Origin of the sequence: Thermus brevis (assembly GCF_026427635.1) — a bacterium.
Lineage (GTDB): Bacteria > Deinococcota > Deinococci > Deinococcales > Thermaceae > Thermus > Thermus antranikianii.
Window position 1 is genome coordinate 1,370,670 of sequence record NZ_CP102606.1, and the last position, 14,515, is coordinate 1,385,184.

Sequence of the window (14,515 nt, forward strand, 5' to 3'; positions counted from 1 at the left end):
TTTGCGAGAGCTGGACGAGAGGTTCCTTCGTAGGGCGTTGCAGCTGGCCGAGAGGGCTCGAGGCCACACCCACCCCAACCCCTTGGTGGGGGCGGTGCTGGTGCGGGAGGGCCGGATCGTGGGGGAGGGGTACCACCCCAGGGCCGGGGAGGTCCACGCGGAGGTGTACGCCTTGCGCCAGGCGGGAGAGGAGGCCCAAGGAGCCACCCTCTACGTGTCCTTGGAGCCTTGCAACCACTTTGGCCGCACCCCTCCTTGCTCCTTGGCCCTTCTGCAGGCGGGGGTGGCCCGGGTGGTGGCGGCGGCCCGGGATCCCAACCCTTTGGCCCAAGGGGGTCTGGAACGGCTTAGGGCCGGGGGGGTGGAGGTGGAGGCTGGGCTCCTGGAGGCCGAGGCCCAGGGGCAGAACGAGGTCTTCTTCCACGTGCAGAAAAAGGGCCGGCCCTTCGTGCTCCTCAAGGCTGCCTTGACCTTGGATGGCAAGGTGGCTGCCGTAAGCGGGGATGCCCGCTACGTGTCCTCGGAGGAAAGCCGGCGCGTGGCCCAGGCCTACCGCCAGTGGCTTCCCGTGGTGATGGTGGGGGTGGGGACGGTCCTCAAGGACGATCCCTGGCTCACCGTGCGGGAGCCCGACTTCAGGCCCTTCCCCCTCATGCTGGAGCCCCCACCCCTCAGGGACCCGGTGAAGGTGGTCTTGGACACGGAAGGTCGCACCCCCCCCACTGCCCGCATCTTTCAGAAGGGACCCCGGGGGGAACCTGCCCGCGTGTACGTGCTGGTGGGCAAAGGTGCGCCCAAGGATCGGCTTAGGGCCCTCGAGGAGGCGGGTGCCCGGGTGGTGGAGCTTCCCCGGGAAGGAGGGAGGGTGAGCCTCGAGGGGGCCTTGCACCTTCTCTTGGAGGAGGGACTGGACGGGATCCTGCTGGAGGGGGGTCCCAGGCTGGCTGGGGCCTTCTGGGAAAGGGGACTGGTGGACAAGCTGGCCCTCTTCGTGGCGCCCAAGGTTTTGGGGGAGGGGAGGGGGTTCTTGGAGGGGTTTGCCCTGGAGCGCATGGCCGAGGCCAGGAGGCTGAGGCTCGTCCGAAGAGAATGGCTTGGGGAGGACCTTTGGCTGGAGGCATACCCGGAGGGGTGATGTTCACGGGATTGGTGGAGGAAACCGGCGAGATTGTGGAGGTCTGGGAGGGTCCTTTCCTCAGGGTCAGGATCGCCGCCAGGGAAGTGCTTTCTGACCTAAAGGTGGGGGATTCGGTGGCGGTGGATGGGGTCTGCCTCACCGCAGTGGAGGTGGACGAAGGGGGATTTTGGGTGGAGCTTGCCCGGGAAACCCTGCGCCGCACCGCCCCCACCTGGCGCGTGGGGCACCGGCCCAACCTGGAGAGGGCCCTTAAGGTGGGGGACCGGCTTGGGGGGCATTTCGTCACCGGGCATGTGGACGGGGTGGCGGAGGTGGTGGCCATCCGGGAGGCCCCGGGGGCCAAGGACTACTTCTTCCGACCTCCCCAAGACCTTGCCCGCTACATTGCCGAGAAGGGAAGCGTGGCCCTAAACGGTGTTTCCCTCACGGTGGCGGGCCTAAAGGGGCAGGACTTCTTCGTCACCCTCATCCCCCACACCCTTAAGGTCACCAACTTAGGAAGCCTAAAAGTGGGGGATGGGGTGAACCTGGAAGTGGACCTCATCGCCCGCTATCTGGAGCGGCTTGTGAAGGGGGAATGATGGAGGGTTTGGCCAGCGTCAGGGAACTCATGGAGGAACTCCGCCAAGGCCGCCCGGTGATCCTGGTGGACGACGAGGACCGGGAAAACGAGGGCGACCTCATCATGGCGGCAGAGCACGTGACCCCGGAGTGGGTGAACTTCATGCTCAGGGAGTGCCGGGGGCTCCTTTGCGTGGCCTTGACCGAGGAACGGGCCAGGGCCCTGGACCTGCCCCTCATGGTGGAGAGGAACCAGGATCCCCAGGGTACCCGCTTCACCGTGAGCGTGGATGCCCGGGGGACCACCACGGGGATCTCCGCCTTTGAGCGGGCGGCCACCATTAGGCTTCTGGCTGATCCCGAGGCCACCGCCCAGGACTTCCGGCGCCCCGGGCACATCTTCCCCCTGGTGGCCAGGCCGGGCGGGGTCCTGAGGCGGGCCGGGCACACGGAGGCCACCGTGGACCTTTTGCGCCTGGCGGGGCTTAGGCCGGTGGGGAGCCTCATCGAGATCCTCAAGGAGGATGGCACCATGGCCCGGCTTCCGGACCTGTTGGAGTTTGCCGGGCGCCACGGCCTTAAGGTGGGCACCATCGCCGACCTCATCCGCTACCGCCTGGAGAAGGGGGACCTCTACGTGAAACGGGAGGCGGAGGCCCTTTTGCCCACCCGGTTTGGCGAGTTCCGCATCCTGGGCTACCGGGATACCCTCACGGGAGAGGAGCACGCCGCCTTGGTCATGGGAAGCTGGGATCCTGAGGAACCCGTCCTGGTGCGCATGCACTCCGAGTGCCTCACCGGGGATGCCCTGCACTCCCTGAGATGCGACTGCGGCTTCCAGCGGGATCTGGCTCTGGAGCGTATCGCCAAGGAGGGGAAAGGGGTTTTGGTCTACCTGAGGCAGGAGGGGCGGGGAATCGGCCTTGTGAACAAGATTCGGGCCTACCACCTGCAGGACCAAGGCCTGGACACGGTGGAGGCCAACCTGGCCCTGGGGTTCCCGCCGGACCTACGGGACTACGGGGTGGGGGCCCAGATCCTCTACGACCTTGGGGTGCGCAAGATGCGCCTCCTCACCAATAACCCCCGCAAGGTGAAGGCCCTGTCGGGTTTCGGCATCGAGATCGTGGAGCGGATTCCCCTGCGGGCCGGGGACAACCCCCACAACGAGCGTTACCTCCAGGCCAAAAAGGAGAAGCTGGGGCACTGGATGGACTGATGGGGTTCCCTGGATGGCCCAGGCCATCCCAAAGCCTCTAGCATGAGGCTATGCTCCGGCTTCTTAGGGTTGGGGTCCTCATCCTGCTTTTCTTGGCCTTCCTGGACCCCAGATGGCCCATGCCGGGGCGGGTGGTGTACCTTCTGGACTTCTCGCCCTCTGCCCGGGAAAGCGTCTTCGCCTTGGCGGATAGGCTTCCTAGGGACGGGATCTATGTGGCCTTTGCGGAGCGGGCGGCGAGGCTTCCTTCGCCCACCGCCCGCAGGCTGGACCTGGGGGAGAGGACAGACCTGAAGGCGGCCTTCCAGGAGGCGGAGGCCCTGAGGCCGAGCCGCGTGGTCCTGGTTTCCGACGGGCTTTTCGAGCCCATGCCAGCTCCCTTTCCCCTGGATGCGGTTTACGTTCCCCCCAAGCCCCATGTGGCGGTGGAGCTGGTCCCCCCGCCTTACCCCCTGTACGGGGAAACGGTGGGGGTGGGAGTGGTCCTCGAGGCACCCCTCTCCGTGGAGGCACGCCTGAGGGTGGAGGGCCCCGCAGGGACGTGGGAACGAAGCCTTCGGGTGGAGGGGCGTAAGAGCCTGGTGTACACCTTCTCCCTTACGGAGAAGGCGGAGGTGCGGGCGGTGGTGGAGGGTTCCTGGGGCCGGAGCGAGGCCCAGGTGAGCCTCCAACCTGCCGACCGCGGCAAGGCCCTGGTGCTGGGGGACCCGGCCTTGGCCCGTTACCTGGAGGCCCAGGGCTTCCAGGTGGAGGAAGGCCCTTTCCGCCTGCCCCTCGAGGCCGACCTGGTGGCGGTGGGCCTCGGGGTCTTGGACCTTCCCGAGGGGGCCCCGGAGGCCCTGAGGGGCTACCTCCGCCAAGGCGGCGGCCTTCTTTTCACCGCCACCCCCAAGGGTCTTTTCTTCGGCGGCTGGGACCGGGCTTTGCCGGAAGACCTTCCCCTAAAGCCCTTGGGCCGCAAGGGGGCGGCCTTGGTCCTGGTGATGGACGTATCGGGAAGCATGGAGGGGGAGAAGCTTTCCCTGGCGGTGGCGGGGGCCTTGGAGCTGGTGCGGTCGGCGGCGGAGGAGGACTACCTGGGCGTGGTGCTCTTTTCCTCCACCCATCGGGTTCTTTTTCCACCCAGGCCCATGACGGAGCAGGGGAAGAAGGAGGCAGAAAGCCTCCTCTTGTCCGTGCGGGCGGGGGGCGGGACGGTCCTAGGCTCCGCCTTCCGGGAGGCGGTGCGGCTTTTGCAGGGGGTGCCGGTGGAGCGCAAGGGGATCCTGGTGCTCAGCGATGGCCTCATCTCCGACCCGCAAGACCCCATCCTGGCCCTGGCGGAGGCCTCGGGCCTCGAGGTGAGCGCCATGGCCCTGGGGGCCGACGCCGACCGGGCCTTTCTGAAAGCCCTCGCCGAGAGGGGTGGGGGCCGGTACTACCAGGCGGCCACCGCCCGGGAGCTTCCCCGGCTTTTCCTGAAGGAAGGGCAGGAGGTTTTCCAGGGGGAGGGCCTGGAGGGCCGTTTCCCCGTCAAGGCCAGGCCCCATCCCCTGGCCCAGGGGTTTTCCCCACCTCCCCTTTCCGTTCTCCTTCCAGCCCGGGCCGAGCCCTGGGCGGAGGTGGTGTTGGAAAGCGACGGCAGAGCGGTGCTGGCCCTGGGGGAGAGGGGAGAGGGGCGGGTGGCCGCCTTGGCCACGGATCTTTCCCGTTCCTGGCGGGGCTGGAAGGACGCAGCTTCTTTTCTGGGCGGCCTTGCCCGCTACCTCATGGGGGGCAAGAAGGCCCTGGCGCTATACGCCTATCCCGAGGGGAAAGGGGTGCGGGTGGTGGTTCTGGGCCACCTGGAGCGCCCGCTTTTCCTAAGCGGGGGCCAGGAGATGCCCCTGGTGCCCACGGGGCCTGGGCGGTACGAAATCCAGGCCCAGACTCCCGGGGTGCTCCTGGACGGCCCGCGCCGCTTGCCCCTGGCCTTCCCCTTGCCCGGGGAGTGGACCCCCAGGGATGGGAAGGCAGTTCTCAAAACCCTGGCCGAGGCTTCCCACGGGCGGTTGCTGGCCCTCGAGAACCTGGGGCAACCTGGATCCTCCCCCCTGCCCCTGCGCCCCTATCTCCTGGCCTTGGCCCTGGCGCTTTTCCTCCTGGAGCGGCTCCTCGAGGCGCGCTCCTTTGCCAGGAAAGCCTGAGCCAGGGTCCAGAGGGCCGGTTCTGGGAGCCAGTGCATGGATCACATCGGGATGCAGAGGCTTTCTATAATCTGGAATCCATGCACTGGGATGATTGGGAGGAGCTGATCCGCCGGGAGAGGGAGCAGAGGCGCCAGGAGGAAAAGCCCCTCCATGACCGTATCCACCAGCTGGAGGCGGACCTCTACTTTGCCAGGCAGGAGATCAGGCACCTGCAGCGGGCAAAGAAGGAGCTTTGGGAAAGGTCCCAGGCCGTGGCCCTGGGTACCGTCTTCCCGGGAAGGGAGCTGGAGGAGATGAAGAGGATCCTGGAAGAAGCCTGGCTGGAGCTGGTCCTGGTGGCCTCCCCCAAAGCCGAGGATCTTTCCCGCATTATCGCCCTGTTGGAGCGCTATCTCCTTGGCCGAAGCCCTCGGTGATCTGCACCAGGACCGCCTCCCCCCGTACGGTCACCTCCCCGTTGGCGTAGAGTTCGGTTTCCACCACCACCTTCCTCCCCTTCACCTCCTTGGCCCGGCCCACCAGGACCAGCTCGGGCCCCAAAGGGGTGGGCTTCAGGTAGTCCACCTTGAGGCTGGCGGTGACGAAGCGGAGGGGGTGGGTTTCCAGATCCAGGCCCTCAGCATGGGCCTTGGCGGCGGCGGCGGTGGCGGTGGAGTGGCAGTCCACCAAGGAGGCGAGAAGCCCCCCGTAGACGAACCCGGGAATGGCGGTGTGATGGGGGCTAGGGGTGAAACGGGTTTCGCTCTGGCCCTCGTCCGCCTTCCAGTAGGTCTTGAGGTGGAGGCCCATGGGGTTTAAGTAGCCGCACCCGTAGCAGTGGGCCCACTCCGGGGGGTAGTAAAGCTGGATAGCCTTCATGCTAAGCCCTGGGCCTGCCAGCGCTCCGGCACCGCCCGTTTCAAGAAGTCCACGATATCCTGGGTGCTGGTTCCAGGACCGAACACCGCCGCCACCCCCAGCTCCTTCAGCTTGGGCACATCTTCATCGGGGATAATCCCTCCCCCGAAGAGGAGGATGTCCGGGGCTCCTTGCTCCTCGAGAAGCCGCTTCACTTCCCGGAAGTAGTGCATGTGGGCTCCGGAGAGAATGGACAGCCCTATGGCGTCCACGTCTTCCTGGATGGCCGCGGACACGATCATCTCCGGGGTCTGCCTGAGCCCCGTGTAGATCACCTCCATGCCGGCATCCCTTAAGGCCCGGGCCACCACCTTGGCCCCGCGGTCGTGGCCGTCCAGCCCGGGCTTGGCGATAAGCACCCGTATGCGCCTGTCCATACGCTAATCCTAAACGTAAGCTGGCTCCTGGTAGGTGCCGTAGACCTCCCGCAAGACGTCCATCATCTCCCCCAGGGTGCAGTAGGCCAGGGCGCACTCCACGAAGTGGTGCATGGTGTTCTGCCCTTCCACCGCAGCCCGCCTTAGGCCCGCAAGGGCCTCCTCCACCCGCTTGGGGTCCCGTTCCCGGCGCACCCGGGCCAGGCGCTCCGCCTGGACCCGCTCCACCTCGGGGTCCACCAGCTGGATGGGGACCTTCAAGGGGATCTCGTCGGTGAAGGCGTTCACCCCCACGATGATCCTCTCCTTACGCTCCACCTCCTGCTGGTAGCGGTAGCTGGCCTCGGCCAGCTCCCGCAGGAAGTAGCCCTCCTCGATGGCCCGCACCACGCCCCCCATGCGCCGGATCTCCTCGATGATGGCCATGGCCTGGCGCTCCATTTCGTCGGTGAGCCACTCCACGTAGTAGCTCCCCGCCAGGGGGTCGATGGTGTGGGTGACCCCGCTTTCGTAGGCGATGATCTGCTGGGTCCTGAGGGCGATGGTGGCGGATTCCTCCGTGGGCAGGGCCAGGGCCTCGTCGTAGGCGTCGGTGTGAAGGCTGTTGGTACCCCCCAAAACGGCGGCCAGGGCCTGGATGGCCACCCGGGCGATGTTGTTGAGGGGTTGCTGGGCGGTGAGGGAAACCCCGGCAGTCTGGGCATGGGTGCGGAGCATCCAGCTTTGGGGGTTCCTGGCCCCGTAGCGGTGGCGCATCTCCTTGGCCCAGATGCGCCGGGCGGCGCGGAACTTGGCGATCTCCTCAAAGAAGTCGTTGTGGACGTCGAAGAAGAAGCTGATCCTGGGGGCGAACTCGTCGATGTCCAGGCCCCGCTTGAGGGCGGCCTCCACGTACTCAAACCCGTCAGCCAGGGTCCAGGCCAGCTCCTGCACGGCGGTGGAGCCTGCTTCCCGGATGTGGTAGCCGGAAACGGAGATGAAGTTCCACTTGGGAACGTTCTTGGGCCCCCACTCAAAGGTGTCGATGACCAGCTTCACGCTGGGTTCGGGGGGGAAGATGAACTCCTTCTGGGCGATGAACTCCTTGAGGATGTCGTTTTGGATGGTGCCCCCAAGCTTCTTCCAGTCGTACCCCTTCTTTTTGGCCACCGCCAGGTACATGGCCCAGATGGCGTTGGCGGGGCTGTTGATGGTCATGGAGGTGGTGACCTCCTCGAGGTTGATCCCCTCGAAGAGGATCTCCATGTCCGCCAGACTGGAGACCGCCACCCCGCACTTGCCCACCTCCCCCTTGGAAAGGGGGTGATCGGAGTCGTAGCCCATGAGGGTGGGCAGGTCAAAGGCCACGCTGAGGCCGGTCTGGCCCGCCTTTAAGAGTTTCTTGAACCGCTCGTTGGTCTGTTCGGCGGTGCCGAAGCCGGCGAACATGCGCATGGTCCAGAGCTTGGACCGGTACATGGAGCCGTAGACCCCGCGGGTGTAGGGGTACTCCCCGGGGTAGCCCCGCTTTTCCTCGTACTCCGGGTCCAGGACCCCGATGTCCTCGGGGGTGTAAAGGGGTTCTGGGGCGATGTCCGAAAGGGTGCGGTGGGCCACAGGCCTCTCGGGCATCTTCTCCAGGCTCTTCTGGTAGGTTTCCCTGAGCCAGTCGTGCTTCTTGCGCATGGGTCCTCCCTTGGGCCATATTCTACGCTTTTATGCGCCCAAGGAAAAGAGCGTTAGAAGACTCCTTCGCCGGCGGGGAAAAGCCAGCCTGTCGGCAGCACCTTTCTGAAGCTACCTTCTCGAGTGGCCAGGGGGCAGCCTTATCCTCTAGCGCTTCCGCTCGCTTTCGGGCTCCACGTGGATGGTGACGGCAAGCCCGGGGAAACTTTCCTCCAAAGCCCTTTCCAGCTCGTCGCAGAGCCGGTGAGCTTCCTCCACGGTCATGGACCCCGGCACCACCAGGTGGAACTCCAAAAAGGCCCGGTTTCCCGCCTTGCGGGTTTTGAGGTCGTGGACCTCGAGGGCCCTTCCTCCCAAGGCCTCGGCGATAGTCTTTCGGATCCGCCCCACCTCCGCTGGGGAGAGTCCCTCATCCATAAGCCCTCCCACGGACTGGCGCACCAGGCGGAAGCCCATGAGGAGGATGTTCCCCGCCACCAAAAGGGCCAGCAAGGGATCCAGCACCCATAACCCCGTGGCCCAGGCAAGGCTTACCCCGGCGAGAACCCCCACGGAGGTGAGCACGTCGGAAAGCACGTGGTAGCCGTCGGCGGTGAGGGCGGGGGAGCGCAAGCGCCTCCCCTGGCGGAGGAGGTGCCAGGCGAGAAGGCCGTTGATCAGGGAAGCCAGGAGGCTGACCAAGAGGCCCGGTCCCAGGTCCCCTAGGGGCCTGGGATGAAGGAGGCGGGGGATGGATTCCTTGGCGATGAGAAGGGCGGCCAGCACCACCAGGACCCCCTCCAGCACCGCGGAGAAGTATTCGGCCTTGCTGTGGCCGAAGGGATGGGTTTCGTCGGGAGGACGCTGGGCGAAGCGGATGGCGAAGAGGGCCAAAAGCGCCGCGGCCACGTTCACCGTGGACTCGAGGGCATCGGAGAGAAGGGCCACCGAGCCGGTGAGGAGGTAGGCCAAGGCCTTTAACCCCAGGACCCACAGGGCCACCAGGAGGCTGAGGCGGGCAGCCCTTTCCGCCACCTAGGCTTCTTCCTCCACCAGCTCCCGCTTGGGCTTGAGCAAGGGGAAGAGGAGGACGTCCCTCAAGGAGGGCTGGTCGGTGAGGATCATGGCCAGGCGGTCCAGGCCCAGGCCAAGCCCCGCCGCCGGGGGCATGCCGTACTCCAGGGCCAACAGGAAGTCCTCGTCGGGCTCGGGGGCCTCCTCGTCCCCTTCCCGTCTGCGCCTGGCCTGCTCCAAAAAGCGTTCCCTCTGGTCCAGGGGATCGTTGAGCTCGGAGTAGGCGGGGGCGAGCTCCATCCCGCCCGCATAGAGGTCCCAGCGCTCCGTGAGCCCGGGCTTTTCCCTATGCCGCTTGGCCAGGGGGCTGATGGCCAGGGGAAAGTCGAAGACGAAGGTGGGGTTCTGGAGTTCAGGCTCCACGTAGATGCCAAAAAGCTTGTCCAGAAGCTTGTAACTGGGAACCTGAGCGAGCTCGGGGTGGTGGGCGTCGGCGAAGATCCTAAGCCTTTCCAGGTCCAAGGGGTCAAAGGGCAGGCCGGCTTTCTCCTGCAAAGCCTCCACGAAGGAGATGCGTCTAAAGGGCGGGGTAAAGTCCAGCACCCGCCCCTGGTAGGGGACCTGGTAGCTGCCGAAGAGGTGGAGGACCAGGCCGGAAAGGAGTTCCTCCACCAGCTTGGCCATGTCCTGGTAGTCGGCGTAGGCCCAGTAGGCCTCCAGCATGGTGAACTCGGGGTTGTGGTTGTGGTCGATGCCCTCGTTGCGGAAGTTCCGCCCGATCTCGAAGACCTTCTCAAACCCGCCCACGAGAAGGCGCTTCAGGTAAAGCTCCAGGGAGATGCGTAGGTAAAACTCGTGGTCCAGGGCGTTGTGATAAGTCTTGAAGGGCCTGGCCTCCGCCCCGCCGGTGGTGGCCTGGAGGATGGGGGTTTCCACCTCCAAAAACCCCCGCTCCTCAAAGAAGCGGCGGATGTAGCGCACCATGGCGGTGCGCCGCCGAAAGACCTCCCGCACCTCAGGGTTGACGATGAGGTCCAGGTAGCGCTGCCGGTAGCGCACCTCCTTGTCCTTGATCCCGTGCCATTTGTCGGGGAGGGGGTGGAGGCTTTTCACCAGGGGGGTCCAGGAGAGGACCTTCACCGTGACCTCCCCGGTCTTGGTGGTGAAGACCGTGCCCTTGACCCCCAGGATGTCCCCCACGTCCAGCTTCTTCAAAAGCTCGTAGCTCGGGGTGAGGTCCTTTTGAAAATAGAGCTGGATCTTGCCGCTTTCGTCCAGGAGGTGGGCGAAGGTGACCTTCCCCATGCGCCTCAAGGCCACGATGCGCCCGGCCAGGGCCACCTCTTCCTCCCACTCGCTTTCCGGGGGAGCCCCCTCCTTGGCGGATAGGATTTCCTTTGCGCTGTGGGTCTTGGAATACCGGTAGGGGTAGGGTTGAAAACCCGCCTCCACCAGGGCTTCCAAGTTGAGTAGGCGTTGCCGCGTCTGCTCGTTCATGTTTAGCCGCGCACCGAGACCACCCGGAACTCCTTCTTGCCCTTGGGGGTTTCCAGGCTGAGCACATCCCCTTCCCGGTGGCCCAGGAGGGCTTTGCCCATGGGGGAGGCATCGGAGATCTTCATGGGGGTTTCCAGGACGCTGGCCTCGGCAGGGGAAACCACCTGTACCTCCAGGCGCTCCCCGGTGACGGGGTCTTCCAGCTCCACCACCGAGCCCAGGCCGATGACCTCGGTGGTGGCCCCTTCTATGATCACCGCCCGGGAGAGGATGTCCTCGAGGCTGTCGATCCGGGCCTCGATGCGGCCCTTTTCCTGTTTGGCCGCCTCCAGCCCCGAATCGTCGTAGTCGTCGGAGGACTCCATGAGCTCCTGCAGGATGCGGGTGGCTTCTTGCAGGCGTTCCCTTTCCTGCAGAAGTTGCTGCATGAGCCGCTCGTAACCGGCTTTGGTTAGCTTTACCTCGCGCGCCATAGCTCACCTCGTAAGTCATGAAGGTCGGCCAAAGCCGACCTCCTTGGCCCAAGGGCCTCCTTCTCAGGTGAGTATACCGCGAAGGAGGATTTCCCTCAAACGCTCGGGCTCCGCATGGCTGGCGCAGGCTGCCGTGTCCAGGCAGAGGACCAGGTAGCGGAGGTGGGTTTCCCTTCCGCCCACCGGGTGGCGGAAGAAGCCCAAGGCGCTTCCCGAAAGATGGCGGTGGCAGGCCTCGCACACCTGAGGGCTTCCCAGGGTTCCGGGCAGGGGTTCCAGGGTCAGGCGGAGCTCCGGGGGCCCCTTTTCCTGGATGATCACCCGGCCTTCCTCGTCGCGATAATAAAGAATCTCCCCAATGGGGAGAAGCTCGGGGGGAGTGCCTGGAAAGATCTCCAGGATCATCTCCCTTTCCTCGTGGTCCATACGCTTAGCTTAGCCCAAACCGCCCGAGGAGGGGAGGCAGGAGGAGGTAAAGGCCCACCAGGAGGGCGAAGAAGCTCGCCAAAAGAACCGCTGCCGCCGCCGTGTCCTTGGCCCGCTTGACCAGGGGATGGAATACCGGGCTCACCAGGTCGGCCAGGGCCTCGAGGGCGGTGTTCATGAGTTCCAGGGAAAGCACCAGGGCGCTAACGAGCAGCACCGGCACCGGGTTGACCTCCAGCCAGAGGGCAAGCCCGAGGGCCAGAAGGGCCAAGTAGGCCTCGAGGCGGAAGTTCCGCTGCACCCGCCAGGCGTAGAGAACCCCTTCCCAGGCATAGCCCAAGGAGCGCCAAACGCCCTTCAGAGGGCGAGGATCCTCTCTTGGACGCGGCGGAAGCCCTCCCAATCCTCCTCCTGTTGGTGGTCGTGGCCGAGAAGATGCCATAGCCCGTGGGCCGCCAGGACAAGCACCTCCTCCTCGAGGGGAACCCCTCTTTCCTCCGCCTGCTTCTTGGCAGTGTCCAGGCTGATCCAGATATCGCCCAGGTGGGGGGGTACAAAGGGATCCCCGGGTTCGTAGTGGGGAAAGGAAAGGACATCCGTGGCCTCATCCTCCCCCCACCACTCCCGCTTTAGGACCCTGATCCTGCGGTCCCCGGTGAGGATGACCGTGACGGCCTTGTCCCCCACGCCCAGTTCCTCCATCAGGGCGGAAAGGGCCCGGCGGAGCCTGGGGATGAGGCCCCGGGGCGGACGCTTATTGGCTACGATCTCCACCACGCTCGGCTTCCTCGTAGGCCTTGATGATGCGGGCCACCAGGGGATGGCGCACCACGTCGGACTCCTTGAAGTACACGAAGGCGATGCCCTCAATGCCCTTGAGGATGCGGATGGCCTCCACCAGCCCCGACTTTTGGTGCTTGGGCAGGTCGATTTGGGTGATGTCCCCGGTGATGACCATCTTGGAGGAGAAGCCCATGCGGGTGAGGAACATCTTCATCTGCTCCGGGGTGGTGTTTTGGGCCTCGTCCAGGATGATGAAGGCATCGTTGAGGGTGCGGCCCCGCATGAAGGCCAGGGGGGCCACCTCGATGATCCCGGACTGGAGGTACTGCTCAAAGCGTTCGGCGTCGATCATGTCAAAGAGGGCATCGTAAAGGGGGCGGAGATAAGGGTCCACCTTGGCCTGTATGTCCCCTGGCAAAAACCCCAGCTTTTCCCCCGCCTCCACCGCCGGCCGGGTGAGGATGATGCGCTTAACCCTTTTGGCCCGGAGGTGGCTCACCGCCATGGCCACTGCCAAATAGGTCTTGCCGGTTCCCGCGGGGCCCACCCCGAAGGTAATGTCGTGGTGGGCGATGGCCTCCACGTACCGCCTTTGCCCTGGGGTTTTGGGCCTGAGACGGCCCGGTAGCGCAAGCTCGGTTTCCGGGGTGGTGGCCTGGTACAGGCCCTCCCCCTGCAGAGCCAGGGCGACGGATTGTTCCAGGGTGGGCTGGTCCAGCTCCGCTCCTTGCCTGAGGAGGGCCACAAGGTCCCGCACGGCCCGCTCGGCCACCTCCACCGCTTCCGGGTCGCCCTCCAGCTCCACCTGGTTGCCCCGCATGATGAGCTTGAGCCGGTCGCCGAAGGCCTCCCGGAAAAGGGAACGGAGCTTCTTCAGGTTTCGATCCGCCTGGCCCAAAAAGGCCAGGGTTTCCTCGGGTTTTAGGGGAATCACCAGCCTTTGGGCTTCTTCAGGATCTCGTGCCATATCACCCCTTTCAGGATGCTCTCGCCGTCGGTGGTGAGCAGCCTTTTCCGCGGGCGCTTCTTTCGCTCTTCCTCCGGCAAGGATACCTCGCGGAACCGTACTTCCAAGGGTTGCCGTTCGGGGCTAGAGGGCCGCTCTAAACTCTCTGCCTCCGGTTTCTTGGGTGTGGGAAGGGAGGGGGGCGGCGGGACCTTGGGCTTGGGCCGGGCCTTGGGCTTGGGGCGGGGTAGGGGTTCCGGTAGGGGCAGGTCCTTGGGAAATCCCGGGGGGATGGGGGGAGGCTGGCCCCGGCGGCTTAGGCCCTGCAGGGCGGGGATGAGGATGAAGAAGAGTAGGAAAAGAAGACCCAGGAGGTCGTCTAGGCTCATTCCTCACCCTCGGGCTTGGCGGCCCGGCTGATGGACTCCCGCATGTCGGTGTCGGCCTCGATGTTCTTCAGGCGGTAGTAGTCCATGACCCCAAGCCGTCCCGTGCGCAAGGCCTCCGCCAGGGCCAGGGGCACCTGGGCCTGGGCCTCCACCAGCTTGGCCCGCATGGCCTCCACCAGGGCCCGGTTCTCCTGCTCGGCGGCCACCGCCATGGCCCGGCGTTCCTCCGCCTTGGCCTGAGCAACGCGCTTGTCTGCTTCCGCTTGGTCTGTCCTAAGCTGGGCACCGATGTTGCGACCTACATCCACTTCCGCAATATCGACGGAAAGGATTTCAAAAGCAGTGCCTGCGTCTAGGCCCTTAGCTAGCACGGTTTTACTTATGCGGTCCGGTTGTTCAAGGACTTCCTTGTGGGACTCGGCGCTGCCGATAGAGGCCACGATACCCTCCCCCACGCGAGCCAGCACTGTTTCTTCTCCAGCCCCTCCTACCAGCCGGTCAATGTTGGCGCGGACCGTCACCCGGGCAGTCACCAAGAGTTGGATGCCATCCTTAGCCATACCCGCCACCTGAGGAGTGGTTATGACCTTAGGGTTCACGCTCACCCTCACTGCTTCTAAAACGTCCCTCCCTGCTAGGTCTATCGCCGCGGCCCGGTCGAAGGTAAGCTTAATGCCAGCTTTATCGGCTGCAATCAGGGCATCCACCACTCTGTCCACGTTGCCTCCTGCAAGGTATTGGGCTTCTAGACGGTTGATCTCTACGGGAATACCCGCCTTAGTAGCTTTGATCATAGGAAGGATGATTTTGGCGGGGGGTACCCGGCGTAGTCGCATGGCTATCAGGCTCGTGAGAGGTACCCTTACCCCTGCAAAAAAGGCGGTTACCCAAAGGCCAACGGGAACAAAAGTGAAGAAGATGAACACCAAAATGAGAACAATCCCAGCTAGAAACAGAAGATATGCGCTTGCCATTTACGCCTC

Annotated in this window: 17 protein-coding genes; 5 read left to right on the forward strand and 12 right to left on the reverse strand. The window is 65.0% G+C overall.

Features of this window, described 5'->3' with window-relative positions; genetic code table 11:
* The first annotated feature begins 1 nt into the window (after window position 1).
* The 5 genes from ribD to KQ693_RS07585 all read left to right on the forward strand — a co-directional run bounded on the left by ribD (window position 2) and on the right by KQ693_RS07585 (window position 5,502).
* Window positions 2-1,135 (forward strand): bifunctional diaminohydroxyphosphoribosylaminopyrimidine deaminase/5-amino-6-(5-phosphoribosylamino)uracil reductase RibD, encoded by a 1,134-nt coding sequence (gene ribD, locus KQ693_RS07565; protein ID WP_267260807.1) that lies wholly within the window; start codon window positions 2-4, stop codon window positions 1,133-1,135.
* Window positions 1,135-1,719 (forward strand): riboflavin synthase, encoded by a 585-nt coding sequence (locus KQ693_RS07570; RefSeq protein ID WP_267260808.1) that lies wholly within the window; start codon window positions 1,135-1,137, stop codon window positions 1,717-1,719. The genes ribD and KQ693_RS07570 overlap by 1 nt, the downstream gene beginning before the upstream one ends.
* Complete coding sequence (locus tag KQ693_RS07575; protein ID WP_267262363.1) at window positions 1,719-2,918, forward strand: bifunctional 3,4-dihydroxy-2-butanone-4-phosphate synthase/GTP cyclohydrolase II; 1,200 nt, start codon at window positions 1,719-1,721, stop codon at window positions 2,916-2,918. Before KQ693_RS07570 ends, KQ693_RS07575 begins: the two co-directional genes overlap by 1 nt.
* A gap of 50 nt (window positions 2,919-2,968) precedes the next feature.
* On the forward strand, window positions 2,969-5,083 hold the full coding sequence (locus KQ693_RS07580) for a vWA domain-containing protein (protein ID WP_267260809.1): 2,115 nt from the start codon (window positions 2,969-2,971) through the stop codon (window positions 5,081-5,083).
* An 80-nt stretch (window positions 5,084-5,163) separates the two neighbouring features.
* The gene (locus KQ693_RS07585; protein ID WP_267260810.1) at window positions 5,164-5,502 is read left to right on the forward strand and encodes a hypothetical protein; all 339 of its coding nucleotides are present in this window, start codon (window positions 5,164-5,166) and stop codon (window positions 5,500-5,502) included.
* On the opposite strand, the gene KQ693_RS07590 is transcribed toward KQ693_RS07585, so the two are convergent.
* From KQ693_RS07590 to floA, 12 genes are all read right to left on the reverse strand, one after another.
* A complete protein-coding gene (locus tag KQ693_RS07590) occupies window positions 5,456-5,944 on the reverse strand; it encodes a PaaI family thioesterase (RefSeq protein WP_054392371.1) in 489 nt (162 codons plus the stop codon). The genes KQ693_RS07585 and KQ693_RS07590 overlap by 47 nt on opposite strands.
* The gene (locus KQ693_RS07595) at window positions 5,941-6,360 is read right to left on the reverse strand and encodes a cobalamin B12-binding domain-containing protein (protein ID WP_267260811.1); all 420 of its coding nucleotides are present in this window, start codon (window positions 6,358-6,360) and stop codon (window positions 5,941-5,943) included. Before KQ693_RS07595 ends, KQ693_RS07590 begins: the two co-directional genes overlap by 4 nt.
* 9 nt (window positions 6,361-6,369) lie before the next feature.
* On the reverse strand, window positions 6,370-8,025 hold the full coding sequence (locus tag KQ693_RS07600; protein ID WP_267260812.1) for an acyl-CoA mutase large subunit family protein: 1,656 nt from the start codon (window positions 8,023-8,025) through the stop codon (window positions 6,370-6,372).
* A 147-nt stretch (window positions 8,026-8,172) separates the two neighbouring features.
* Window positions 8,173-9,039 carry a cation diffusion facilitator family transporter gene (locus tag KQ693_RS07605; RefSeq protein ID WP_267260813.1) on the reverse strand — a complete coding sequence of 289 codons (867 nt, stop codon included), beginning with the start codon at window positions 9,037-9,039 and terminating at the stop codon, window positions 8,173-8,175.
* A complete protein-coding gene (gene lysS / locus KQ693_RS07610; RefSeq protein WP_267260814.1) occupies window positions 9,040-10,515 on the reverse strand; it encodes a lysine--tRNA ligase in 1,476 nt (491 codons plus the stop codon).
* A gap of 2 nt (window positions 10,516-10,517) precedes the next feature.
* Window positions 10,518-10,988: a GreA/GreB family elongation factor gene (locus KQ693_RS07615; RefSeq protein ID WP_267260815.1), complete on the reverse strand. Its 471-nt coding sequence runs from the start codon at window positions 10,986-10,988 to the stop codon at window positions 10,518-10,520.
* A gap of 63 nt (window positions 10,989-11,051) precedes the next feature.
* Complete coding sequence (locus tag KQ693_RS07620; protein ID WP_015716832.1) at window positions 11,052-11,414, reverse strand: hypothetical protein; 363 nt, start codon at window positions 11,412-11,414, stop codon at window positions 11,052-11,054.
* A 4-nt stretch (window positions 11,415-11,418) separates the two neighbouring features.
* Entirely contained in the window at window positions 11,419-11,817 is a 399-nt protein-coding gene (locus KQ693_RS07625; RefSeq protein ID WP_038030087.1) for a diacylglycerol kinase family protein, read from the reverse strand.
* Window positions 11,772-12,191 carry an rRNA maturation RNase YbeY gene (gene ybeY, locus KQ693_RS07630; protein ID WP_105317090.1) on the reverse strand — a complete coding sequence of 140 codons (420 nt, stop codon included), beginning with the start codon at window positions 12,189-12,191 and terminating at the stop codon, window positions 11,772-11,774. Before ybeY ends, KQ693_RS07625 begins: the two co-directional genes overlap by 46 nt.
* Entirely contained in the window at window positions 12,169-13,164 is a 996-nt protein-coding gene (locus KQ693_RS07635; RefSeq protein ID WP_267260816.1) for a PhoH family protein, read from the reverse strand. Before KQ693_RS07635 ends, ybeY begins: the two co-directional genes overlap by 23 nt.
* Window positions 13,128-13,532, reverse strand: a complete 405-nt coding sequence (locus tag KQ693_RS07640; protein ID WP_267260817.1) for a hypothetical protein — start codon at window positions 13,530-13,532, stop codon at window positions 13,128-13,130. The genes KQ693_RS07635 and KQ693_RS07640 overlap by 37 nt, the downstream gene beginning before the upstream one ends.
* On the reverse strand, window positions 13,529-14,506 hold the full coding sequence (gene floA, locus KQ693_RS07645; RefSeq protein ID WP_267260818.1) for a flotillin-like protein FloA: 978 nt from the start codon (window positions 14,504-14,506) through the stop codon (window positions 13,529-13,531). Before floA ends, KQ693_RS07640 begins: the two co-directional genes overlap by 4 nt.
* Between the last annotated feature and the right edge of the window lie 9 nt (window positions 14,507-14,515).

What these genes read in the sequence shown, in the direction of transcription:
- KQ693_RS07570 (WP_267260808.1), top strand. Translation starts at nt 1,135, where the DNA reads ATGTTCACGGGATTGGTGGAGGAAACCGGCGAGATTGTGGAGGTCTGG.
- KQ693_RS07575 (WP_267262363.1), top strand. Translation starts at nt 1,719, where the DNA reads ATGGAGGGTTTGGCCAGCGTCAGGGAACTCATGGAGGAACTCCGCCAA.
- KQ693_RS07580 (WP_267260809.1), top strand. Translation starts at nt 2,969, where the DNA reads ATGCTCCGGCTTCTTAGGGTTGGGGTCCTCATCCTGCTTTTCTTGGCC.
- KQ693_RS07585 (WP_267260810.1), top strand. Translation starts at nt 5,164, where the DNA reads ATGCACTGGGATGATTGGGAGGAGCTGATCCGCCGGGAGAGGGAGCAG.
- KQ693_RS07590 (WP_054392371.1), bottom strand. Translation starts at nt 5,944, where the DNA reads ATGAAGGCTATCCAGCTTTACTACCCCCCGGAGTGGGCCCACTGCTAC.
- KQ693_RS07595 (WP_267260811.1), bottom strand. Translation starts at nt 6,360, where the DNA reads ATGGACAGGCGCATACGGGTGCTTATCGCCAAGCCCGGGCTGGACGGC.
- KQ693_RS07600 (WP_267260812.1), bottom strand. Translation starts at nt 8,025, where the DNA reads ATGCGCAAGAAGCACGACTGGCTCAGGGAAACCTACCAGAAGAGCCTG.
- lysS (WP_267260814.1), bottom strand. Translation starts at nt 10,515, where the DNA reads ATGAACGAGCAGACGCGGCAACGCCTACTCAACTTGGAAGCCCTGGTG.
- KQ693_RS07615 (WP_267260815.1), bottom strand. Translation starts at nt 10,988, where the DNA reads ATGGCGCGCGAGGTAAAGCTAACCAAAGCCGGTTACGAGCGGCTCATG.
- KQ693_RS07620 (WP_015716832.1), bottom strand. Translation starts at nt 11,414, where the DNA reads ATGGACCACGAGGAAAGGGAGATGATCCTGGAGATCTTTCCAGGCACT.
- KQ693_RS07635 (WP_267260816.1), bottom strand. Translation starts at nt 13,164, where the DNA reads ATGGCACGAGATCCTGAAGAAGCCCAAAGGCTGGTGATTCCCCTAAAA.
- KQ693_RS07640 (WP_267260817.1), bottom strand. Translation starts at nt 13,532, where the DNA reads ATGAGCCTAGACGACCTCCTGGGTCTTCTTTTCCTACTCTTCTTCATC.
- floA (WP_267260818.1), bottom strand. Translation starts at nt 14,506, where the DNA reads ATGGCAAGCGCATATCTTCTGTTTCTAGCTGGGATTGTTCTCATTTTG.